Source organism: Acidobacteriota bacterium, from assembly GCA_016703965.1.
GTDB lineage: Bacteria > Acidobacteriota > Blastocatellia > Pyrinomonadales > Pyrinomonadaceae > OLB17.
The window spans coordinates 546,117-569,228 of the sequence record JADJBB010000004.1; the positions used below are offsets into that span (position 1 = coordinate 546,117).

General features: G+C 53.3%; 26 protein-coding genes. 3 read left to right on the forward strand and 23 right to left on the reverse strand.

Translation table 11 applies throughout. The annotated features are described in order from the left end of the window. Window positions 1-32: 32 nt before the first annotated feature. The 10 genes from IPG22_05285 to flgB form a co-directional block, all read right to left on the reverse strand. Entirely contained in the window at window positions 33-296 is a 264-nt protein-coding gene (locus IPG22_05285) for a hypothetical protein (protein MBK6587715.1), read from the reverse strand. Between the two features lie 18 nt (window positions 297-314). Continuing rightward, complete coding sequence (locus IPG22_05290; protein MBK6587716.1) at window positions 315-1,808, reverse strand: flagellar hook-length control protein FliK; 1,494 nt, start codon at window positions 1,806-1,808, stop codon at window positions 315-317. Beyond that, window positions 1,805-2,266 carry a flagellar export protein FliJ gene (fliJ, locus tag IPG22_05295; protein MBK6587717.1) on the reverse strand — a complete coding sequence of 154 codons (462 nt, stop codon included), beginning with the start codon at window positions 2,264-2,266 and terminating at the stop codon, window positions 1,805-1,807. The genes IPG22_05290 and fliJ overlap by 4 nt, the downstream gene beginning before the upstream one ends. Then, window positions 2,263-3,567 carry a FliI/YscN family ATPase gene (locus IPG22_05300; protein MBK6587718.1) on the reverse strand — a complete coding sequence of 435 codons (1,305 nt, stop codon included), beginning with the start codon at window positions 3,565-3,567 and terminating at the stop codon, window positions 2,263-2,265. Before IPG22_05300 ends, fliJ begins: the two co-directional genes overlap by 4 nt. A 3-nt stretch (window positions 3,568-3,570) precedes the next feature. Next, window positions 3,571-4,308: a hypothetical protein gene (locus tag IPG22_05305; GenBank protein ID MBK6587719.1), complete on the reverse strand. Its 738-nt coding sequence runs from the start codon at window positions 4,306-4,308 to the stop codon at window positions 3,571-3,573. After that, window positions 4,298-5,326 (reverse strand): flagellar motor switch protein FliG, encoded by a 1,029-nt coding sequence (gene fliG / locus IPG22_05310; GenBank protein ID MBK6587720.1) that lies wholly within the window; start codon window positions 5,324-5,326, stop codon window positions 4,298-4,300. The genes IPG22_05305 and fliG overlap by 11 nt, the downstream gene beginning before the upstream one ends. A gap of 78 nt (window positions 5,327-5,404) precedes the next feature. Continuing rightward, window positions 5,405-7,093: a flagellar M-ring protein FliF gene (gene fliF / locus IPG22_05315; protein MBK6587721.1), complete on the reverse strand. Its 1,689-nt coding sequence runs from the start codon at window positions 7,091-7,093 to the stop codon at window positions 5,405-5,407. A 17-nt stretch (window positions 7,094-7,110) separates the two neighbouring features. Continuing rightward, complete coding sequence (fliE, locus tag IPG22_05320) at window positions 7,111-7,407, reverse strand: flagellar hook-basal body complex protein FliE (protein MBK6587722.1); 297 nt, start codon at window positions 7,405-7,407, stop codon at window positions 7,111-7,113. A 6-nt stretch (window positions 7,408-7,413) separates the two neighbouring features. Then, on the reverse strand, window positions 7,414-7,869 hold the full coding sequence (flgC, locus tag IPG22_05325; GenBank protein MBK6587723.1) for a flagellar basal body rod protein FlgC: 456 nt from the start codon (window positions 7,867-7,869) through the stop codon (window positions 7,414-7,416). Window positions 7,870-7,871: 2 nt separating this feature from the next. After that, the gene (gene flgB, locus IPG22_05330) at window positions 7,872-8,258 is read right to left on the reverse strand and encodes a flagellar basal body rod protein FlgB (GenBank protein ID MBK6587724.1); all 387 of its coding nucleotides are present in this window, start codon (window positions 8,256-8,258) and stop codon (window positions 7,872-7,874) included. Between the two features lie 216 nt (window positions 8,259-8,474). Between flgB and IPG22_05335 the strand changes: the two genes are divergently transcribed. The 3 genes from IPG22_05335 (at window position 8,475) to IPG22_05345 (ending at window position 12,168) form a co-directional block, all read left to right on the forward strand. Continuing rightward, on the forward strand, window positions 8,475-9,881 hold the full coding sequence (locus IPG22_05335) for a sigma-54-dependent Fis family transcriptional regulator (GenBank protein ID MBK6587725.1): 1,407 nt from the start codon (window positions 8,475-8,477) through the stop codon (window positions 9,879-9,881). Window positions 9,882-10,523: 642 nt separating this feature from the next. Continuing rightward, entirely contained in the window at window positions 10,524-11,021 is a 498-nt protein-coding gene (locus IPG22_05340; GenBank protein ID MBK6587726.1) for a hypothetical protein, read from the forward strand. A 79-nt stretch (window positions 11,022-11,100) separates the two neighbouring features. After that, on the forward strand, window positions 11,101-12,168 hold the full coding sequence (locus tag IPG22_05345; protein MBK6587727.1) for a hypothetical protein: 1,068 nt from the start codon (window positions 11,101-11,103) through the stop codon (window positions 12,166-12,168). A gap of 988 nt (window positions 12,169-13,156) precedes the next feature. Here the strand turns inward: IPG22_05345 and IPG22_05350 are convergent. The 13 genes from IPG22_05350 to flgM all read right to left on the reverse strand — a co-directional run. Further along, window positions 13,157-13,600 carry a hypothetical protein gene (locus tag IPG22_05350; GenBank protein ID MBK6587728.1) on the reverse strand — a complete coding sequence of 148 codons (444 nt, stop codon included), beginning with the start codon at window positions 13,598-13,600 and terminating at the stop codon, window positions 13,157-13,159. A 159-nt stretch (window positions 13,601-13,759) separates the two neighbouring features. Continuing rightward, window positions 13,760-14,191 (reverse strand): flagellar export chaperone FliS, encoded by a 432-nt coding sequence (fliS, locus tag IPG22_05355; GenBank protein ID MBK6587729.1) that lies wholly within the window; start codon window positions 14,189-14,191, stop codon window positions 13,760-13,762. Window positions 14,192-14,261: 70 nt separating this feature from the next. After that, window positions 14,262-15,662, reverse strand: a complete 1,401-nt coding sequence (gene fliD, locus IPG22_05360) for a flagellar filament capping protein FliD (GenBank protein ID MBK6587730.1) — start codon at window positions 15,660-15,662, stop codon at window positions 14,262-14,264. Between the two features lie 36 nt (window positions 15,663-15,698). Then, window positions 15,699-16,037, reverse strand: coding sequence for a flagellar protein FlaG (locus IPG22_05365; protein MBK6587731.1), 339 nt, complete (start codon window positions 16,035-16,037; stop codon window positions 15,699-15,701). A 137-nt stretch (window positions 16,038-16,174) separates the two neighbouring features. Further along, on the reverse strand, window positions 16,175-17,713 hold the full coding sequence (locus IPG22_05370) for a hypothetical protein (protein MBK6587732.1): 1,539 nt from the start codon (window positions 17,711-17,713) through the stop codon (window positions 16,175-16,177). A 176-nt stretch (window positions 17,714-17,889) separates the two neighbouring features. Next, on the reverse strand, window positions 17,890-18,543 hold the full coding sequence (locus tag IPG22_05375; GenBank protein ID MBK6587733.1) for an OmpA family protein: 654 nt from the start codon (window positions 18,541-18,543) through the stop codon (window positions 17,890-17,892). Then, window positions 18,540-19,292 carry a MotA/TolQ/ExbB proton channel family protein gene (locus IPG22_05380; protein ID MBK6587734.1) on the reverse strand — a complete coding sequence of 251 codons (753 nt, stop codon included), beginning with the start codon at window positions 19,290-19,292 and terminating at the stop codon, window positions 18,540-18,542. The genes IPG22_05375 and IPG22_05380 overlap by 4 nt, the downstream gene beginning before the upstream one ends. Next, window positions 19,279-19,539, reverse strand: coding sequence for a carbon storage regulator CsrA (gene csrA, locus IPG22_05385; protein MBK6587735.1), 261 nt, complete (start codon window positions 19,537-19,539; stop codon window positions 19,279-19,281). The genes IPG22_05380 and csrA overlap by 14 nt, the downstream gene beginning before the upstream one ends. A 6-nt stretch (window positions 19,540-19,545) precedes the next feature. Then, entirely contained in the window at window positions 19,546-19,950 is a 405-nt protein-coding gene (gene fliW, locus IPG22_05390; GenBank protein MBK6587736.1) for a flagellar assembly protein FliW, read from the reverse strand. A gap of 32 nt (window positions 19,951-19,982) precedes the next feature. After that, window positions 19,983-20,888, reverse strand: coding sequence for a flagellar hook-associated protein FlgL (gene flgL, locus IPG22_05395; protein ID MBK6587737.1), 906 nt, complete (start codon window positions 20,886-20,888; stop codon window positions 19,983-19,985). A gap of 19 nt (window positions 20,889-20,907) precedes the next feature. Continuing rightward, complete coding sequence (gene flgK / locus IPG22_05400; GenBank protein MBK6587738.1) at window positions 20,908-22,290, reverse strand: flagellar hook-associated protein FlgK; 1,383 nt, start codon at window positions 22,288-22,290, stop codon at window positions 20,908-20,910. Beyond that, on the reverse strand, window positions 22,287-22,739 hold the full coding sequence (locus IPG22_05405; GenBank protein ID MBK6587739.1) for a hypothetical protein: 453 nt from the start codon (window positions 22,737-22,739) through the stop codon (window positions 22,287-22,289). Before IPG22_05405 ends, flgK begins: the two co-directional genes overlap by 4 nt. 75 nt (window positions 22,740-22,814) lie before the next feature. Continuing rightward, window positions 22,815-23,112 (reverse strand): flagellar biosynthesis anti-sigma factor FlgM (flgM, locus tag IPG22_05410; GenBank protein MBK6587740.1); only part of this gene is annotated, 298 nt, incomplete at its 5' end.

Genomic DNA, 23,112 nt, shown 5'->3' on the forward strand with positions numbered 1-23,112 from the left:
CTTTTATTACTTCAAAATCTAAATATCCTTTCCTAAGCTCTCTTAACAAGCTTCGAACTAAGACTTTCGATCGATTGCCTTATGCCGACAAGCTGATCGAGGGAATTGAACTGGGCGAGTTGAGCCACGAACGCGGTTCCGTCTTGCGGTGCAAGCGGATCTTGATTCTTTAATTGCGCGACTAACAAGGTCATGAACAGGTTGCGTTCAGAGGTACCCGCCGTGCTCGTGCTTGTTGTTACGTTTGACGCTGCCGACGTATTGAGCGACGCCGATGTTGGATTTATAGTAGTCATTGTTTCTCCTTATTACGGTTACGCCCGCAAATTCACGAGACGGCTTTGTTTGTCGTCTTCAGATTTTTGAACGGTATCAAACGTGGGCCTTTTGCCCGTTTGATCATCAGAATTTGTAAACTCGTGTCGTCTCGAATCACTGCCATCGCGGCCGCCTGAAGAGAACGACGTGCATGAGGTGTTTAGACTCCCAACCTGCATGCCAGAGCGTTCCAGTGATTCACGGAGCTGGGCAAGACTCTCCTGCAGAACGTGCTGTGTTTTTGGATTGTCCGTCTGAAAATGTGCATCGATCATTCCATTGGCATTTTTTGCGAGCGTTATCTCCACGGTACCGAGTTCAGCGGGCGAGAGTCGGATCTTTAGTGTCCGCTTTTCACCCGTTTCCTTTTTGCCCAGAGCCAGATCGGTAAAGGCTGCTCCAACTTGATCGAGAATAATTCTCTTTAACTTGAATTCGGAAGTAATTGGTTTATCGAACTGCTCAAGGCCTTTATTTCCGTCGAGTGGAGTGCCAAACGAAAACTCCGTAGGTTGTTCGCCCGCCGTTGCTTCCTCGATCGGCTTCACGGGCTCGAGAAAGATGCTGTCCGTATCGAATTGCCCCTTAATCGCCGATCGCCCCGTTGGGGATGCCGGCATCTTATTGTCAACAAGCACATTTGTCGCAAATGTCTCCAGCAGGGATACTTTTTCGGGCTGCTTTGGTTGTGCCTCGGGAAAAACAGTTGGGAGCTTCTCGTTCAGCTCAAGTGGACTCGAGGTTGGAGTTCTAACCTCGTTCGAAGCAGTTCCGTCAACGGAAACAACTTCTAGCGTTGATAGATCGAGAGAAGTTATTTCCAATATCACCTCCTGCTCCATTTTTGAATCAATCGGCGGCGGAACAAGCGGTAATTCCAGCGGTTCGATCTCGGATAGCTGCTCATCTTTAACCATTCGAAGCTGTTCACCAATGATCGGTACGAGTGTAGGATCCGGCACTCCAACAGCAGAAACAGCGGCAGTATCAGAGCGGAATACCGGGAGCCCGCAAACATCTCCGAAATTAATTCGAAGATCTTCTTCGCGGCTAATTGCCGCTAGCTTTGGATCTCTTGGCGGAGACTGTTTGACTGGTGGCCCGAGGTACTCGATCGGCGGCTTTTTGTCTAAAGGAAGTTTGGTGTCAGCGGGTAACGCGATTCTTTCACTCTGAGCTAATGGTTCGGTGACTTTTGGAAAAAGGCCTAGTATATCCGCACTATTGTCTTTGGCGGGTTTCGCGGGTTCCGCTAGAAGCGGTACCGTTTGCAGATCACTGGCAGCCCCCGCCGCCCCGAGATCCGCCGTCTCGTCACTACCGACAATGGTAGGCTTATCCACTATCAAAGGCTCGGGCTGAACTGGAGCCGGGAATGTGAATAGGGCCGCAAATAGATCTGAATAGGGATCGAAACCCTTGCCTTCAGGCGACGCAAAACTGCCCGGTGGAACTGAACTAAGATTCGTTGTTGCTATCGTATTTATCATTTTGTTCCCAGTATGCGTCGTGCAAAGTTGGTGCTCACAAGTTCGTCGACGCCGTTCTGCTCGTATCTTTCGTATTCTTGTCTATGACGTGCCCTTTGCGTCTCTCGCAGATTTTCCGTGATCTTTACACTCCGCATGGCTTCTGTAAGAGCCTCGATCTGGATCTCGCAAGCCTTTCGCCGCTGAGCGAGCACCGCTTCAGCATCCTTCTGAAGGCGATCAAGAGATGCAAAGTGCTTTGAGCTCAGTTCCATCTCGAGGGCATCCAACCGTTCACCGGCCGCGATCCGGAGGGTATAGTTTTCGATCGCATCGTGCCGCATCGCCTCGATATGTGCGACCCGTTCTGCCGCTCGGTCAGCCTCGGCCCGCAGGTCACTAAGGATCGCACTTTCCCGGTCCTGTTTGATCTCTCGAACCTTATGGACCGAATCCAATGTAAATTTGAACTTCTTCATGTACGGATGTGCATCAGTTTCGCTATCGAATCGTCAAACCTTGCGGCCTCGTCTCGTCCCTGCTTTAAATAACCGTTGATCTCCTCGTGCCGCTCTATCGCCAGATCGATGGCCGCATTGCTGCCCTTTTGATAGGCTCCGATGTTTATTAGGTCCTCGGCCTTTTCGTAAGCTGCGATCAATTCTCTGATTCTGCCGGCCTGCTGGCGGTGATCTGGCTGTGCGACTATAGAAAATAGCCGTGATGCTGAATTAAGCACATCGATGCACGGATAATGATTCCGTGCTGCAAGATCGCGAGACAACACGATGTGACCGTCAAGGATGGAGCGAACGGCATCCGCGATCGGCTCATTCATGTCATCGCCCTCGACCAGGATCGTGTAGAACGCCGTTATCGAACCGCCGTTACCAAATTTCCCTGCCCTCTCTAAAATACGCGGCAGCAATGCAAAGACTGAGGGCGTGTATCCTTTCGACGATGGCGGTTCACCAGCGGCAAGGCCGATCTCGCGCTGGGCCATACAGAAACGAGTGACGGAGTCCATGATCAGCAGCACATTGGATCCCTGATCCTTAAAATACTCCGCGATCGACGTCGCGGCGAGAGCGGCCCGAATTCTAACGAGCGCCGAATCATCCGACGTTGAAACCACCAGCACGCTCCTCTTCATCCCTTCCTCGCCGATCTCATTCTCAATAAATTCACGAACCTCGCGTCCGCGTTCCCCGATCAGAGCGATAACGTTTACATCCGCGGATGAACGATTCGCCATCATTCCGAGAAGTGTTGATTTTCCGACCCCGGATCCGCCAAAAATACCTATCCTTTGACCTGCCCCAACGGTCAGAAGCCCATCGATTACTCTAACGCCCGTCTCCAGAGGCTCATCGATGTTCGCTCTTGAAAGCGGATTGGTAGTCTCACGGTTCAACGGATACGATTCCTTGGTCTTTATTTCGCCAAGCTCATCCAAAGGCCGCCCTAAGGCGTCGATCGTCCGTCCCAGTAATTCGCGGCCGACAAATACCTGACTGCTGACACCCGCTGCGATTATCGAATCTCCTACGCGAACCGGCGGCATCTGGCCAAGCGGCATCAGAAGTATATTGTTGTCGCGAAAGCCTACGACCTCGAGCATTGTTGATCGCTCTCCTTTCGGCGAGGGCAGATAGCATAGGTCGCCCACTGAGACTGTCGGCCCTTGCGATTCGATGATCAACCCGACCGAACGTGTGACGCGGCCGATGGATTTCAGCGTGTCGATCTTCTCAAGTTTTTGTGCGTAGGCAGCGAGCATTTTCTAGTTTAATAATCCATGCGATATCTCATCGAATTGCGACTCGATGCGGGCATCTATATCCCCGGTTTCGGTGTGGATCAGGCATCCGCCGACCGATATCGACTTGTCCTCAACCAGGTCGATCTTTCCACGAAAATCGAGTTTATCGAGATGGTTTTTCACAAAGGAATAATCCTCAGGATTCAGGTGAACCTCCGCAATCGAACGATTGTGAAGTTTTGCTAACGAAACTTTCACAAGAGTCAGTGCTATCTCGCGGTCTATCGTAACCTCGCGGGCCACGATCTTTTTTGCTATCTGGATCGCAAGTTCAACAAGCTCGTGCTCGACACTTGCCGCCATTTCGCTACCAAGCGAACCAACCTCAGCGATCGTATTGGCCAGATGCAAACGTAGTTCGGCGAACTTGCCCGCATTCGCAGCCTCAATATCCGCTCTTGCCTTTTGGACCGCCTTGTCGCTCGCAACCTGCTCGATGATCGCGGCGTGTTCTTCAGCCTGTGCAATGATCCGCGCCGCTTCTTCCTGCACCTTTGTGAGTAATTCGTCGGCGGTCAGATCATCGCCCAGATCATATTGCACCGGCGTACTTACGTATTCGAGCGGTTCAAGTTCCGGGACAATTAACTGCTGCACACCGCTCGAATTTGACTGCGTTCCATTCCCGCCGATCAACGGAATATTAAATGGCTGAGTACCTGCTGCTGCCGCCGTCGCTTTGAGAACCTTAGCTAACATATTCGTCACCTCCGGCTCCACCTGACAGACTTACGATTCCCTGTTCGTCGAGCAATCTCAGAATTTCGACAACCTCTCGCTGAGCACCTGTCACATCTTTTAGTTTGACCTGGCCCATGAAATCCATCTCTTCCTTCATCATCTCGACCGCGCGGCTGGACATATTCGAATAGAAGCGATCTTGCAGTTCCGGCATGGTTCCTTTGAGAGCGAGGGCAAGAACTTTCTTATCCACTCGCTGCATGATCTCGCGAATTCCCGCGTCATCGACGAGTAGAATGTCTTCAAAGGTGACCATCAGACTGCGAATCTCAAGCGACAGTTCGGGATTCTCGCCCTCGATCTGTTCAAGCATCAACCGCATTGTCTCGCGATCGAGGCTGTTGCAAATATCTGCAACCGCGCGTACTCCGCCTACGCGCGTTCGGCTCAGGCCGCTGACCGATGAAAGTTTTTGATTGAGGATATTTGCGATCCTTTTGACGACGTCCTGCGAAACCGTCTGAAGACTTGCAAGCCGTAAGACCACTTCGCTACGGCTAGCCTCGGGAAGGGCTTTGAGCACCGTTGAAGCTGTAGTTGGATTCAGATGAGCCAGAACGACGGCAATGGTCTGGACGTTTTCTGCCTGAAATAGCTTCGCGAGCTGCTGCGGATCGGTCTTTTGTAACGCCTCAAAATTTGCTGGAGCCTCTATGGCGTGCATTACCTTATCTGTCAGCTTCTTGGCATTCTCAGCACCAAAGCTATTCACTAAGAGTCGCTTCGCGTAATCAACTCCGCCCGTGGAAACATAACTTCGGGCCGTCAGCAATTGATGAAATTCCTCGACGACACCGTCAGACACCTGTGATTTCACATTTGGCAGCATCGCGAGTTCTTTCGATAGTAGCTGCACTTCTTCCTCGTCCAAGTGCTTGAAGAGCGCCGTGGCAGCTTCCTCGCCGAGCGAGAGACACAATATCGCCGCCTTGCGCGCCCCTGAGATCTCCTCAGGCGGACGAATAGAAATAGCCATCGATACATCGTCGGTCGGTGGTGCTTCTAAAGCTTCGGTTGGTTGCTCCACTGTCGGGGTCATACAATTTTGATCAATTTATGCGTTCTCACGGAGCCAGCCCCGCATCGTACTTACAACCAGATCGGTATCGTCAATGCTCTGCGCGGCGATCTGCCTGCGGATAGCCTCGATCCTTTCGGCGTCGGCATTTATATGTCCGTTTTCACCATTGATTTCGGCCTGTAATTCCGACACGGTCATCATCTGCTGATGATCCGGTGTTCCCCTGTCAATTTGTCGGGGTGTCTCTGCCTGTGCGGCACGGCGTTCCTCAAAGCTTGATCCTTCGGCTAGTAATTTAGTTTCTTCAGCGGCTACCGATGCCGCTTTCAGCGCCTTGCGCGCCGGTCGGATGACGAATATCAGAAGCAGGATCGCGATCAGAACAAGGGTTCCATATTTGATCACTGTGGGGATCAGAGCCTTATTTTTGTCGAGAAATGAGGTCGAAGTTGCCGGTTCTATCTGGGGCTTACTGAAGGGCATTGTTTGAACTACAACCGTATCGCCGCGAGCCGCGTCGATACCGACTGCTGCCGCAACGAGATCCTGGATCTGCTTGATCTCATCGGCCGTTCTTGCAACCTCGACCCCCTCAACCGATTTGTGATCAACCACAACTGAAACGTTGAGTTTATTAACCCGTCCGCCGCCGCCAATGGTTTTCTTAATGGTCTTGTCGATCTCGTAATTTACCGTGGACGTGTTTCGTTGGTCTGCAGTTGCAGCGGCAGTCGCCGTAACCGGAATCACCGGGGTCGGCATCGTTTGCGGATTATTAGATCTCGCGCCGACCGGTGCGTTGACCTGTTGAGCCGGATTATTACGGATCTCCTGCCCGACCTGCTGCGAACGGACCACCTGCGATTTCGGATCAAATTTCTCTTCGCTCTGCTCGGTCTGGCTGAAATCAATATCCGCTGAAACATCGGCACGAACCCGGTTATAACCAACAACTGGTTCTATCAAAGCGATCAGCCGGGTAGCACTCTCGGCCTCGAATTTACGCTTCGATTCAAGCTGGGCGGTAAAAGCTCCTGTATCACTCATTCCACCCGGCCGATGCTTGCCAGCAGCAACAAGAAGCCGCCCGGACGTGTCCATAACGGAAACACCTGTTGGCTCGAGGCCCTCGATCGAGCTAGCCACGAGGCTGACGATCGCATTCGATCGTTCGCTAGAAAGTTCTTTATTTTGCCTGATGCGAACAACAACCGAAGCTTTTGCTCCGTCCTCTTTTTCAGTAAAAACCGATTCTTTTTTGGGTGTGACATGAACGCGAGCAGATTCTACCTCGTCCATGGCCTCGAGTGTTTTTGCGAGTTCGCCTTCGATCGCACGGCGATAATTGATCTGCTGGGCGAAATCGGTAGCACCAAAACTCGTCTTGTCGAAAAGGTCAAAGCCAACATGCCCGCCGGTAATTGCACCTTCGCTAGCCATCTTAATACGAAGTTCCTGGATCTTTTCCTCGGGGACTGAGATAACGGTTCCGCTGTCTGTCAAGGTGTACGGAACATTAGCGACCTTTAGCTTTTCACTGATCTTTTGGGCGTCCTCAGGGGTAAGTTTAGTAAACAATACACCGTAATTGGGCTGTGAGCCGTAGTAAAATAGGGCTCCGATCAGACCAAGGGTTCCGACGACCGCCGCAACGGTCGCGACCCGGCCCGATGCGGACATCCGGCTCCATATTTCCTTGAACTGTATTAAAGGTGATGCCATTTACTGTTCAGAAATCCTTAAACCGGCATTCTCATGATCTCGTCAAAAGCTCCGATCAGCTTGTTGCGAACCTGGAGCCCGAGCTGAAATTTAAGATCGGCGGTTTGCAGGGCGATGATCGTTTTGTGTAAGTCGGGCGATTCGCCGGTCACTGCTTTTGAGATCTCGTTTTCCGCGCTTTTCTGCGTCTCGTCGATCGATTCGACCGCATCTTTGATCGCCGAACCGAATCCATCGCCACCGCCGGAGATCCTCGCGGCTCCTGTAGTTCCACCCGATAACGGTGTCGTCTGGTTGATATTTCCTATCTGCATTGGTTGTTACACGTCGCCGAGATTTAAACTGACGCGTGCCATTTCTTTTGCTGTGCCGAAAACAGTAGCATTCGCCTCAAATGCACGAGCTGCCGACATCATGTTTACCGTTTCTTCGAGCGGGTCTACATCGGGCAAGTTTACGTAGCCGTCGTTGTCCGCATCCGGGTTCCAAGGCTGATGCTGCCTGTTCGGAAGCTGGTTTTCGTCAGCAGTAACAACTTCAGAACTAACACCCTGCGGCTTTAGCCCGTTTCCGCCGAGTCCGTTTTCTGCTGAAATTTCTCCCCACTTATCTTTAACGTCGATCGCCGTGAAAACTACGTCGCGCCGCTTATATACCTTGCCGTCAGTCGACCGCGTAGAATTGGCATTCGCGAGGTTGGTCGACGCCGCCTCAAGCCTTTCGCGCTGAGCGGTCATTCCCTGCGACGAGATCTTGAATATCGTGTAAAGTGACATCTCTATTTGCCCTCACGTATCGCCGTACGAAGAAGTTTTAATCGGGACTGCAGCATCTTCGCTCCGAAATTGAAGCTGCTGCCGGCCTGGGCGAGTTCTGCCATCTCCCGGCCTGTATCAACGGTGTTGCCGTCCATTCCGACGGTTGTCACTGGCTGCTCAATAACGTTGGGCCGGCTGGCCATCTTCAATTGATTCTGCTGGTACGGAGGCAAGGAGCTTTCGCGGGCAGCATCTTTCAGGAAGTCCTCGAAATCGACCTCCTTTGCGATATAGCCCGGCGTGTCGGCATTTGCGATATTGCCCGCGATAGTCTGCGACCTCAGGCTCTGTACATCCAGAAATGTTTGCAGCAGATTTGTTACGTTATCAGTACCCAATAATCCCATTGACACGCCTCCGCATATTACGCTTAGCAAAGGCCGTGCCTTAGTAAAACCGCTGAAAAACCGATATCTTTTCAAGGAAAACGGTTGTTTAGGCCCGATAGGTGTCGGAGAGGATAGAATGAGATGTCATTTTGTTGACACCCGAATCCGTAGTACATTACAAGGAATAAAGCGTTCGGTACGACATTCCGGTGCTTTTATTTCGTCGGTTCCATCATGAAAGCTAGAATTCTGGTAGTCGAAGACGATACACGGCTTCGCAATTTGTTGGTTGAGGCTCTCACGCAAGAGGGCCATGACCTGACGAGCGCTGAATCCGCTGAGGCCGCGATCGATATCCTGAAAGACGAGGGTTTTCACGTTCTATTAACGGACGTGAATCTGCCCGGAAAGAGCGGTCTTGAGCTTCTACCGATCTGCCTACAGCTTCATCCGTTTACTTACATGATAGTAATGACGGGCTATGCATCGATCGATATGGCGGTCGAGGCGATGAAGCTCGGTGCTGCGGATTTCCTGCGGAAACCTATCTCTTTAAAAGATCTCAGCGGTGCGGTCCAGGTTGCGCTCAAGCGGATCGAAACTCCTGAGCCGCTGGTTCCGGCGCGGAACGCCTCAAATCCCGAGATCATCGCGACTTCCGTCGTAATGCTCAACGTCCTGGAGCAGGTCAACGTCATTGCTCCGTACAAGATCAACGTGCTGGTGACGGGAGAGACCGGAACCGGTAAGGAACTGATCGCAAAAGCCATACACAATGCCAGCGACCGGGCTAAGAGTAACTTTATCGCGATGAACTGTGCCGCGATCCCGGAACAGCTTCTCGAAGACGAACTTTTCGGCCACATTAAAGGAGCATTTACTGGAGCCCACACCGACCGAAAGGGCCGGTTCGAACAGGCGGACGGCGGGACGCTTTTCATGGATGAGATCGGCGATATGAACCTCGCCCTGCAGGCGAAGCTCTTGAGAATACTGCAGGAAAGCGAATTTGAAAGGCTCGGCTCGTCGAAGACTATTAAGGTCGATGTTCGAGTAGTTGCAGCGACAAGCGCCGACCTTGAGAAAAAGATGGCGGACGGTTCGTTCCGGGCTGACCTGTATCATCGGCTGAACGTGGTTCATCTCAGCGTGCCGGCACTTCGTGAGCGGCCGGACGATATTTTGCCGATCGCACAAGGGCTACTCGACCGGTTTTGCAAAATGACGGGCCTGCCGCCGAAACGCATTGCCGACGAAACGTATCATTCGCTGATCTCATACAGTTTCCCCGGCAATGTCCGCCAGCTGCAAAATGCTATGGAGCGCGCGGCCGTCTTCTCTGGCATGGGGACTGAAGTAAAGCTTGAGCACCTGCCCGAGGAGATCCGGAACCAGACGAGCCTGTTCCAAATGAGCCTCGGCGCGAGCTATGTTCCGCGGTCGATACCGGACGAGGGAATCGATTTCTCAGAGGTCGTCTCGCAGATCGAGCGCGAGCTGCTGCTCCAGACCCTCGACAAGACCGGCGGCAACAAAATGCAGGCCGCCAAGCTCCTCAACATGAAGCGCACGACCCTCGTCGAAAAGATCAAACGCCTCAACATCGAAACCGGCCCCGATGACGAAATTTCTGCACCTTAAAACGTCAGCCCAAAGTGAATTTTTGTGTTTTTTCACTTTTTGCCAAACTTTACCAAAAAATACCGCATAAAAAGTGTGAATCGATTCACACTTTTGCATAGTTGAAGGTTGAAAGGTAGATAAATACTGGCTTCCAGCGATCCCCGGACGTCCACGAGGGCCAAAAACCGGATGTGCGTTGGTAGAGGAAAAAGCAGGGTTTTGGGGTGGTTTTGCGAAAATTGGTAGAGGTATTTGGCAGATAGGTCAAAGGTGTCCGAAACTCCCCTCCTTACGCGGTTGCGGGCCCACCGCAACACTGGCACGTTTTCTGTGCCAGAACGAGCGGTGGCACCCGCTTCGGGTGACGGGGTGGTTCTCTGCGGCCGGGGATTAGAATCGTGCGGTTTCTCGGAGAAAAGGGAAAAGGGGTAACTTCATAGATGACCCCATTTTCTTTCTGACCCCATTCTTTCAAGTCAGCCGCCTTTAGAATGAGCCTAAAAGGATGTCGCAAGAATTCTTGATGGCTTTTCGTGTTTTGGGGACGCCAGAAAAGTCTGCAAAAGGGTAAGATGTGTCTGCGGAAAATTCTCACCAAGGTGAACAGAGCTTTTTTAGAGAAAAAGACCGTCGGAAATAAACAAACAAGGAAGGAAACGAATGAACAAAAGGTTTTTGGCTTTGGGCGGTGTGCTTGCCGTCTTGATAGGACTTATGAGTTGCTCGCGTGTTTCGGAAAAAGTGAGCGACAAAAACGCCGCTCCGCAAACCACCATTGAGGAATTCGCAATCGAAGATTTTGCTAAAAAATATACGGAATTGCCCGGTCGGTTGGATAAGTATCAAGGCAAAAAGGTAAAGATCCATGGATATTCAACGATCAAACCCGACACCGTGAAGCCCGGTTCGGTAGACGAAGTATATCTCGAGATATTTCGCGACACCACCAAATCGATTAATGGCGAAATGACCTGTAAGTCCGAGTTTTCGTATTTCGTCGGGTTACTCGATCAGAAGAAGTTCGAGATCGGCAGTTCCTACAAATTGACTATCGATGCGACATACCGAGATGGGGGCTTACGCCAATGTACGTTCACCGAGATCGTTAAGGTCCCGTCGGGAATGACCAAGGCTGAGCTGGACTCGTCCGCAAAATAATTCGGCGACCAATCACTAACATCCAATTCTTTCATAAACAAACCGGAAGAACGTCCGGAGTCTACAGGAAACATCAATAATGAAGAAACTACTCACGACCTTCGGAGCAATTTTCGTACTATCGCTCGCAATCTCTGACGCATTCGCCAATCGTCAGGGCTCATTTGGCACTTTTTATTTCTCCGATCAGCCATTTGTCAGCGGCGGCGGCACCGCTGGGAGCAAAGCATCATTTTCGTCAAGTGAATTTGTCTACGCAAGACTGGTTCTAAAAAGCGGAACGGTGAGGTCGATATTGAATCCCGCCCCGCCGAGAAAGGTGGAAAAAGGTTCGCCAGTCGATAGTGTCGATGGCTATTCTGTCCCGCTAAACGTTTTTTATATGGCCAACGGGGAACAAACAAAACTCAGCTATCGTCCCAATTACGTTGTTCTCAGCGAGAGTGATCTTGACAAGTCGTACCTAGATTTTGACCTGCTGCCCGCTCCCGACAAGGCGTCAACCGTGATCTATGACGGTGAGAATAAGCCGGCCCGTATGATCTATGATTTTCTTCTCAAAGCCGACGAAGGAAGTTACAAAATGGGTGTTCAGATCAGTGCCCGCGGTACGGATTTTCGAGGAGATGAGACGCCATCGTCTTCTTGGGCAAAGATCGGCGGCGAATTTTCATTCACATTTCGCGGTAGTGATTTCAGGGCAATAAGTGCGAATGGCGAAAGATTGGCCAACGAGTTTGCCGGCCGTGCCGAGCGAGCTAAAAAAGCAAACGAGCCGCTTCCGAAAGAGTGGGCAATGAAATCTAATCCGGTAGCGGGTGGATTTACCGAGGCCAGCGTAAAGAGCATGTATCTCAATGGATTTTCGGATGGTGGCGGATCAGATCTGAATGTCGTAAGATTCTACGCCGCATCGGCGTTATCCGCTTCGTGGTTGATCACCAAAAATGACCTAGGAATCCCGAAATATCGAAAATTTAGTCAGACTTACATCATCTTCTTTCGTAATCTCAAAAGCGGTAACTGTTTCTACGAACCCATCGGGCTTTATCAGAACTACGCGGGCGGCGGAACTTACGGCGAAACACTGATCGATCGTGGTTGGGGTTACAAGTCGATGACCTGCGACAAGTTGGGATTAAAATAGGACAAAATTACGAAAAACTACATCCGCCGGGCTGATAAATCGAGGATCCGGGGTCAGAAAAATGGGTCATCTATGAAGTTAAGCCATGAGTCAAGCGCACTTCGTCGGTCGCACCGAGTTTTGGTGTGATTCGAAGTCATGTTCGTTTCGACAATAACCAACCCGCCTCCTTTTATTGTTAGATTTACTTTCAGTTCGCACCGCCGTTTGTGGCGAGTGCCATCATCTATTTGCACAGATTTAACTGGCTACATGAAACTAGATCGGCTCATCCCGACGCTTTATCGAGATGGCTGGCCGTGCCATCAGACCTTCAGAGACTGAAGATTTCTCTTCACCTCTCCTGACCCCTCACAGGCCAACTGCCCCGCCGGTTGCAAACTGTTCGTAGCTGATGTTGTCCGAAGCATGACGTAACAGTTGATGAGCAGTTGCGGCGCGCGACTTTTGCTTTCGGGGGCCGCGTCGACGGCGAGTGCCTGTCGCAGTCGGGGGAGCAGATGCCTCGGAGTCCGGCCAGCTGGGAGCCTATTCTCTTCTCGCCGGAGCTTTTTCCAGCGGGTCCAGTCCGCGGCCTGGGGGGGGGTGGGGGCCCGAGCGTCGAGGGCGTCTTTGCATCTTTGCAGTTGCGCAAAGGCCGCTACTCAGTGCCTTCCAGGGCCCGAGTCGTTCTTGTGTCGGACAAGCAGCTCCTGACCCTCGGATCACCTACTTCCTTCGTTTTCAAAGAGCGGTGCCACCTCGTCTCCAAACTTGCGATAAAACGCCCAAAGACTGCTTGTCGGAGGGGGGGCCCCCCCCCCCCGCCGTCTGCTCGTATGGGTGAAAATCAACCCCGAGGAGCTGTGATTCCACGGGTCAGTTTCTTGTCAAAACTCTGAGTGTTTTCTAACACTCGACTCCGATGGAATCAACTTCATAACATCAGACCTGCATTATTGCGATTCCATGATTTCAGCGACGCTTACATTCCAGTTATGAGCTCCAGTCAAAAATTCCGACTGTATGAGAGGCCTTTTGTGTTTTCTTTTAGGTAGGCGTTACTGCTGGCGTGGCCTTTGCCTAGGGTTTTTAGGGCTTCGGCGGATTGGTCGCGGCTGGCGGTTAGGAGCGAGCGGGTTTTTTGGTCCTGGACTAGGGTTGAATTGGCTAGTTCGATGACGCGGTTGGTGATGTCGAATTGGTTGACGTTCTCGCCGGCGGCTTCGAGGTTGCCGCGGAGTTCACTGATCTGGCGGTGATAGGTTTCGAGGCGTTTGCCGATGGCGGCCCGTTCCGAGACGATGTCCCAGATCTTGAGAAATTTGCCTTCCTGTGCCGCTGCCGTTTCCTGGCGGGCGAGGGCGAGGAGCTGTTCGAGGTCGCTGCACTGGGCACCGAGCAGTTCGATCAGCGATTCGGAATTGTCCTTGACCTTATCGGATGTCGTCATAACAGATCTCTCAGATCAGCGGATAACTGCGTTGTCTCTAACCTCTTTCTTTGAGTTCCTGGCGTTCGTGCTTTGCGCCTTTGCGAGAGACGCGGTGCTAAACGATAATTTCCCGCAAACTCGCTAAGCTGCAAACCTAAGGCCGCAGAGAAGAATTTTTTAACCAACCATTGCAAAACCGCGGCTTTCCCCGGCCGTTCCGGACGGAGGTGTTACTGAACTTGCTGCATTCACCTGCCAGGCGTCGCGGACCGGAACGAGCAGATCGCCTGCCTTTCGCATCATTTGGGCGTCCGTTTTGGCACTTGCCTTGAGCACCATCGCTGTAATTGCGCGATACAGGTTATCCAGGTTCACTGCAACATCCTGGCCTTTTTCAAAATCGAGGATCGACTGCAAATACGTCAGGATGTCGAGAGCCCGTCGCGAATGTTCACCTTTTGCGACCAGATCGCCGGCCTCAATATCGAGAGCCGTTAGATTCAGAAACTTGATAGCACCGTCATAAAGCATCACGACCTGACGTATCGGATCGGTTTCGGTGTTTGCCTGCCGGCCGTAACTGGAGATTCCTTTTGGTTGAGCGTACATGTTTTTTATCGTTCGGGTGAACGTAAGCAACATATCGGCTGATCGCTCGAAACCTTTAGCTCATAGTCAGTTACGAATTCTTGTTCGCATTATTTAGCGAGGTAATAATGTTTCCCAGGGCCGTCCCCTGCCCGTTGAGCTGGCCGATCGCCGCATCGGCTACCGAGAATCGCTTCGTCAGGGTCGCCTTTAGCTGCTGGAGGGCGGCGAGACGGTCTGAGATGCGGGCATTCAGCCCGGTGACCGACGATTGATAGCCGGTTATTGCGTTCTGCACGCTGCCGGTAATGCTGTCGCTCAGGCTTTTTGAGACCGTATTGAATTTTTCGAATAGCCCTTCCTGGGCGTCTGCCGCACCGAAGAGAAGCGCTTTCACATCGTCAGGATTCGTTTTAAGCTTTTCGTTGAACGTCGCGGAATTGAGCACGAGGTTACCGTTCTCATCCTTTGTGATCCCAAGATCGGTAAGCGCGGTAAAGGCTCCTCCGTTGTTCAGCGAGAGGCTGCTCGTTGCATCACGAAGCTGGCGCTGGACGTTTCGCATCGTTGAATCACCCGCCAGAACTCCGGTCGGCCGATCTTTTGAGTCCTTCTTGTATTGGTTGGCGATAGCTTCCTGGATGGTATTGTAGGCGGTGATAAAACCGCGGAGCTTATTCTCGATATCCGTCGATTGCGTCACTCCGACGCTTGTCGAACCGGCCTTTTTCAAATTGAGCGTGACGCCGGCAACGGCATCAGAAACTGTGTTTGTCGAACGCGTTATCGAAAGGCCGTTGATGGTCAGCTGTGCGTCAAGCTTCGCAACGTCCGCATCCGGCGGATTGAGCGAACGAATATTAAGATCGGTCAGCGTTCCGGTGGCCGTGGTTTCGACCAGCTCGACGCGGCCGACGGCTCCTGTATCTTTTGAGTTGAGAACGAGCTGATTGCCTGTGCCGTCGCCGTTCACATCAACGATGCTTGCCGTGACGCCGGCGTTCGCGGCGTTGATCGCATCACGAAGCCCTTCGAGCGTATTGTTTTGCGAATCGATGGTTATCGCGGTTCCCGTCGCGGCTCCGCCCTTACGCAGCTCAAAAGTTGCGGTCGTCGCACCGCCAGCCAAAACGGCCGTCGTGGTGGACGAAAATGACCTCGATGCCTGGGCAAGATTTGAGGCGAGGCGGCCGACGGTAACATCAAAACTGCCAATATTTGCCGACGAGTTAGCCGATGCCGTGATGATCGAGCTATCTGTGCTCGACGCACTGCGGCCATTGCCGAGATCGCGGTTGATCAGAGCTTCGGATGCGGTCGTCAAAGCCGCAAGTGCCGTATTGAGCTGTTTTAGAGACTCGATACGGCTGTTGTATTCGCTGACCTTGGTCTGCATCTGCGTCACCGGACGTGTCCGCTGATCGAGGATCGCATCTCTGATCACGCTGAAATCGATACCGCTGCCGACTCCGCTAAAACTCGTGGTTGCCATAATCTCGTGCCTAACGCCGCTCGCGGCGGCCTTATCTTACTTTTCGACGTCCAGGAAAACGCCCTGGAGCTTCATGAAATTCGCTGCGAGAGAGAGCGAGACCTCGGTTGGGAACTGACGTATCGCCTCACCCGTCCGCCCGTCGATCATCTGGACGACGATGTTATTTGTCGTCTCGTCTTTGCTGAACTTCAGCGAAATATCGTGCTGTGCCAATGCTGTCTGCAGCCTGGCCAACTCCTGAGAATCGGCCTGCGTCTTCTCGGTTTGGGCTTCTTTGACCTCAACTAAAGCTGCGGCTCTCACGGCCGGATCTTTGACCGCCTCGAGCGGGATGCGTACATCCCCCGGACTGTTTACGACTAATGTCTGCATAGCATGCCTCCTTATGGGCTAAGCTAAAATGTCCGAAGGCGAAGATTCATCACCATATCTTCGCCTTCGGACTTCGCATATCTCACCTGCTCAATTAATTAATGGAGCGAAGTGGGAGCTTCGCATCCAAACTTTAATTATCTGAGCAACGAGAGAAGGGCCTGGCTCGACTGGTTAGCCTGAGCAAGGGCGGCAACGCCGGCCTGCTGAAGGGTGCTCAGTCTGGCCAAGCTGGAAGCCTCGGCAGCGATGTCAGCATCGCGGATCGAAGATTCAGCAGCCTGGAAGTTAACGATCTGCGTGGAAGCAAGATCGATCGCCTGTTCCAGGTTGTTCTGTCCAGCACCGACTTTACCCTGAACGTCACCAAGTGATGCGATAGCAGCCTTGATAGCGGCCAGAGCATCCTGAGCACCAGCTTCACCACCGGTGAGAACACCTGCGGTTGCCGGGGTCGGAGTCTGAAGCGCGTCGATGTTGTTGGTACCGTTCGCCAAACCTGCTGTGCTGCCGACCGTCAGGTTGAAAGCGTTCAATGAAACGAATTTGACCTCAGAGCCGTCAGCTTTCGTTCTGACAGCAAAAACGCCGCCGGCACGCAGACCCGTATCATTGTTAACCGAAGCAACAATGGTATCGGTGTTGACCGCAGAAACTGCAGCAAACGTACTAAACGACACATCCTGAGCGTCGTCCGCGAAGCCGATCTGCTCGCCGGTGAAGCTCAGCGACTGAGTAGAGGCAGCCGTACCGGCTGTGATCGCCTGCGTTACGCTGTTTGCAGCACCGGTGACCGCGACATCGCCAACCGCACTACCGGCACCAGCGATACCGGTCTGGTTAGCACCATCAGCGTCGGACGACGAAACTGCGAAGAAGGATGCCGACGAGAGTACCAGTTTGCCGTTTGTATCGAGCGAAGCCGTGATACCTGCGCTCTGAGCGTTACCATCGTTGTTAATGGTATCCAGAACGTTCGACGAGCTCGCACCAGCCGACAGGGCGACCGAGAAGGTCGTCAACTGGCCGCTCGATCCAACCGTCTGGAAGGTAAGCGTCTCAGCGGTCGCGATACCGCCGGTGATATCCTGGTTACCCGTTACGCTGCCCGTTCCGGTACCGATGTTCAGATTGTTAAGGTTGAGGCCCGTCTTGTCGACGCGGCTGTTCGAGAGGTCGATAGCAACGCTGTTGCCGCTTGCGGTTGCGTTAGCACCACCACCGATGAATACGTTGATCGCTTTGTTGAAGCGGCCTTCGTCCGTTCCGGTCGCACCGCCGAGGCCGATGTTCTGCGCCTGACGATCGATTTCGTTAAATACCTTGCCAAGCTCAGCCTGCAGGGTGTTGCGGTCACCGTTGAAGGTTCCCGATGCCGACTGCGAAGCCAAGGATGCGGCACGATCGAGAAGATTCGAGATCGTGTTCAAACCGCCGTCGATGATCTGCAGTGTTGAAAGACCGTCGTTAGCATTACGAACGCCCTGTGAGAGCACGGCGCTGTCGCTGCGGAAGGTGTTAGCGATAGCCAAACCGGCAGCGTCATCGCCCGATTTGTTGATGCGAAGACCTGACGAAAGACGCTGAAGCGTTTTATTCAGGTTGGTGTTGGTGGTCTGCAGGCGAAATTGTGAACCTGACGACGCGACGTTATTTACGAGTGAAAAATTACCCATTTTAGTTTTGTTCCTCCGTGAACATTGGCTGACCGCCGCATCCGTGCTTTGGCCATCTGTTTTTTAATTTAGACTAGGATTGAATCGCCATTTGCGATTCGCACATAGGCTTATCGGAAGAATTTTCTTTTACTTTAGGGCCTCCTCATAAAATTTTTATCTTTGTTGTTATTTGTTTAACGTCCAATTATCACGACGTCGACCCGTCGATTCTGCGCTCTGCCTTCAGGCGTCGCATTATCTGCCACCGGCTGAAAGCCGCCATATCCGGCGGCCGAGAGCCTTTCGGGCTCGATACCCTTTTCGGTCAGACGCATCAGGACGGACGCGGCTCTCGCTGTCGAAAGTTCCCAGTTGGATGGATAGCGGGCGTTTGAGATCGGTGTCGAATCGGTATGGCCCTCGATACGGATTTTTGCCGGTGCTCCCTTCACTGATTCTGCAATGGTCGCGATGACGCTGTCAGCCTGCGTGTCGATCACAGCTTCGCCCGGAGCGAAAAATCCGGCTTCGGAGAGCGAAATAACGAGTCCGTCCTTGGTCTGCCGCATTTTTGCCTTTTGCAGAAGCACGGGATTTGCCATCAAGGCTTCCTCAAACTTCTCACGGTCCGTTTTCTCGGTCGCATTGCCCGGCAGGATGCCATTGCCGCCTGTGCTCATCGTCGACATTCCCTCGACGATCTTGCTCGCACGCTCTTTATCACTCGCAGCGTACATAACGATAAATAGTGCCAGCAGAAGCGTCACGAGATCGGCGTAGGAAACCAGCCAGCGGTCGCGGTTCCGGTGATCCTGCTCGTCAAATGTTCTGGAAAATCGTCTTCTCATTTAGGCAGGTTGAACTGGTTCATGATCGCCTGCGGCGTTTCGTTCGAGACGAGCGAGAGGATGACGGACATCAGTTCCTCGCGGCGGGCCATACGCGATTCGTGGCGTTCGCGAAGCCTGGCAGCAAGCGGAAAGAAGATCAAGTTTGCGAGGCTGAGGCCGTATATCGTGGCAACGAACGCAGTGGCGATGCCGACGCCAAGCAGTTCAGGCTTATCCAGAACGCGCAGCACGCTGATCAGGCCGAGCACCGCACCGAGAATTCCGAACGTCGGAGCAAAGCCGCCGGCGGCATCCATCGTCGCCGAATCGTGGATGCCTTCGTCATATTCCAGAGCGAGGCGGCGTTTGAGCACTTCCTCGATCTGCTCGCGTTTTACGCGGTCCGCGACGAGGATCAAGCCCTGAGCGACGAGCACGTCACCGCTCGCTTCGGCGTAATCTTCGTAAGCTTTCACGCCGTTTTTATTTGCCGAACGCGAGAGCCAGGCAAGCTTGGCGATCTCGATATTGTGATTTTTGTCTTCCTCGTCCCGCAGGCGAAGGTGCCACACGGCCTTGACCGCACTGGTGATGCCGCGAACCCCGCGGCGAACGATCACCGCACCGAGAGTGCCGCCGCAAACGATAAGTGCCGCGGACGGATGCCACAGCACATCGATATTAAGGTTCTCGTTCCACGCACCGCCGATGATCGCCGCTGCTCCGACCGCGATGCCGAGCCAGATTGTCCAATCAAATCGCTTCATTGTCTTTATTTTTACGAACCAGCTCTGAGAGATTGCCGAGCGCAAGATTCTCAAGATCATCCGCCGCGACCTCGGCCGCTCGGTTCGCTTCCTGTATCTCTGCAAAAACTTCGTATCGGTGCACCGACGTCTCGCCCGGAGCCGATATGCCGAGCCGGACGCCGTCGCCGCTGATCCCGAGAACGTCAACGACGACCTCGTTTCCGATCACGATCTTTTGGCCGCTGCGGCGGGATAGGACGAGCATAAAAATTTAGTTCTGCACCAGAGACTCAGCAAACTGGTATTTGCTGTCGCTCAAAATTAGCTGAGCACCGATCTGAGTTTCCGTATTAATGACGAGCGGCGCACGCAGGTTAACCGTCGTTTTCTGCCAATCCGATGAGACCTTTACGATCGCGAACGTCTGAACGCTCGCATCCCCAACCTGCTCGGCCTGAAACGGCTCGTAACCCGCGAAAACCTCATGCGGATCGACGACGATGAATCTCGCCTTTTCGCTCTCGACCGACGCGAGCCAACAAAACGGCTTGAATTCATCGATCGGCACGAGCACGGCACGCCGCATCTCAGGCATTCCGATCAACCCTTCGGCAAAGGTTATGACCTCATTCTCGTCGTAGGGAACTTCTTTTCCCTTGATCGTGATAACGGACATATTTTTTTTTCTAGATGCCTGAGCTGGCACAGCTAACCCAAATAATCAAAAAGCGAACGCCGTCCGCGTGCCGCGAGCTGCAGCGTTGCCTCAAGCGAACGCTCGGCATCAGCCACGCCGAGCGCAGCCTCGGCAAAATCAACGGACTCAATATCCGACGCTCTGCCGTCCAATGAAAGGAAGTTGCTTGCCAGTGAATCAGCCGCGATATCGGTCGCGTTCATATTCGCCCCGATGATCGAACGGGCGTTGTTGACCTGATCGGTATAGATCACAAGCCGCGAGCTCGTAGCCTCGAGGGTTGCCCGATCTGCCACCGCATCCCCCGTGCCGCGAAGAGCGGCGACAGCATTCGTCAGATCGGTAAAGATGGTCGATGTAGCGTCGCTAAATATCGTGTCAGCGGTTACGCCCACGGCTATGGCTTTCGAACCCGGCTCTACCTGAATGTACTGGGCGGATGTCGGCGTTGCTGATGGAACGGCGGTCGTCGCGTCAAACGGAGCTTCATTCTGGCGGACGCCACCGAAGAGGTATTCGCCGTTGTTCGCGGTATTGGCTGTTGTCAGGATCCGTGAGCGTAAAGCCTCGATCTCGGTCGCGAGTGCATTCTTCGCCGCCTGTGTCGAGGTATCGCTGAGGCCCTGGGTCACGAGCACACGGACGCGTTCGAGGACGTTTTCGTAGGTATTGAGCGCGTCATCTGCAGCGACTAGTTTTTGATTCGCCGCTTGATTGTTCCGCTGAAACTGCTTGATCTCGGTCTGCGAGGTGCGAAGATTGAGGACTATCTCCATTCCAGACGGATCATCCGAAGCGCGATTGATACGCTTTCCGGTCGTAAGCTGTTCCTGGAGAGTGCTGAGACGGCTCCGCTGAGAATTAATGCGGCTGGTCGTGTTCGCCGTTGATCTGCTGTCCGAAACTCTAAAATTCATTTTAGTACACCATTAACCCTCATTGAGCGAGCGAAAGTATCATCTGCGTCATTTCGTCCGCTATCTTGATAAAACGAGAGGCGGCTTCGAACGCCTTCTGATATTGCAAAAGGTTGATCGCCTCCTCATCGAGTGAAACGCCCGAAACCGCATCTCGCTGAGCGGTTGCCTGGGAAAGGATCGCCGCCTGGGTTTGGAGATTGTTGTCGGCCGTAGCCACGCGCTCACCTGCGTCTGAGATCATCGAACCAAAGATCGAGCTGATGGAACCGGTCCGAGTACCCGCGGTCGTGTTCTGATCCGTAAGCAGGTTTGCGATCTGGCCGGCGATCGTTCCCGTCTGGCCCGGTTGGGTCACCGGCGAAGCGACGATCAGCCGTGGATTTCCCGTGATGGCCGCGTTAATTGAAATATTTGCAGCCGTTACCGCCGGTGTGTCGTTAAAGAAATTGACGCCGGGATTTCCGTCGAGATCGGTTCCCGAGGTGTGAAGCGTGTTCACACGTGAGACGACCGCGGCGGCGAGGCTGTCAAGATCGTCGAGCTGCTTGGTCACCTCGGTGATCGCATTCTGGAGACCCGCGATCGCACCGTCGTTAAAGACAGCAGGCTCGCCATCGAGCGTTATATCAGCTAAACCGTTCGGCGGCGTGTCATTTACTTCGAGTTTGCTGGCGGTTCCCGAGAGAACAAGCGGACGGCCATCAGAAAGCGTTAACGTCAGTGTGCCGTCATTATTGGTCGTGCTGCGCGCTCCGGTAAGCTCGGCGAGCTGATTAACGGCAACATCACGCTGATCGCGAAGGCTCGAAGCTTCGGCACCGGCCGCCTCAGCGGAACGGATGTTTTCATTAAGGCCCGCGATCCTCTCTGAAAGGCCATTTATTTCATCCACCGTGGCACGAAGCTGTGAGTCGGTCATCGAGCGAATATCATCCAGCCTCTGAGCGGTCGAATGAAAAGCATTTGCCAATGCCGCTCCACGTTGGCCAACGAGTGAGCGGAGCGGTACGGAATTTGGATTGGCTTCGAGATCGCGAAAAGCTCCGAAAAAGGCATTGATCGAGCTCTGCAGGCCGCCGCTTTCACTGCCCTGAAGAGCAGTTTCGACCGGGGCGAGGGCGTCACGTTCGGCTGTCAGGCGTCCGGCGATCCCGGTTTCGGTCTGAATTCTCGATTGAATAAAGATGTCTCGAAAGGAATGAACACCGGCGATAGAAACGCCGGTACCTAACGTAAATCCGTGAATACCCTGATACGCAGATTCGACGAGTTCAACGCGGCGGCGTGTGTAGCCCGGCGTGTTCACATTGGCGATATTCTGCCCGGTGACCTCGATGCCAAGCTGGTTGGCGTTGAGGGCACGTCGACCGATCTCGAACGCTGAAAAATTTATACTCATGCTGTTGCTCCCTTGCTGTACTTCAGGACAGGAGCCCGATAGGTTGACGGCGGAACGCCGCACATCTGGATCGACGCCGCGGCAAATGATGATCCACCGAGAGCGAGGCTGGCGGCTCGTCCGGCTATCTTCTCGTAGCTGCGGGCAGCCTCGAGCAGTTTGTTTGCCTGCGTCTCGAATGCTTCGCGGGCATTGGGGTCAAGGGGCTTCGGATCGGTTTGATCCGATCGGAACTTGCCGAATTCGGTGAGAGCAGATGTTATCTCGAGCAGCCTCGCCCGCATGCGAAACATTTCGGTTTCGCCGGAGCGTGAAAGCGACTCGATCGTCGTCGGTTCGCAGCGTGTCAGGGCCGCGATCAGATGTGAAGTTAACGATTGAAGGCTCGTGTAGGCGGCCGATTGCTCGGCCATAAGATCGGCTATCTTTCGTATTAGATCATCTTGCATGAGTTAATTACTCCAAGGACAAGAGACCTGTACGCCGACGCCGAAAGTAAGAGATGTTCTCCTTTTCTGTCGATGTTAGGATCTGTCGTCCTTTAAAATCGCGTCGGCGATGCTGTCGCCGGTCGGGCGGTAATTTCCCGCTGCGACCTGCTCCCTGAGAGCATCGATCCGTTCCTGCCGAGTATCCGGCATCGCTTTCAGCTGATCGACAAGTCGTCCAACCTCTGACGCCCGGCTGGAAATATCCAGTTTGTCCTCGCTGACAGGTGATCGTTTCTCAACGTGCAGGCCAGCCTCGGCGCCTGTGCCTTTCACATCGCGCTGAAGCTCAGCCCGTACCGGTTCGGGCCCGCTCAATCTGTCTATGTTTATC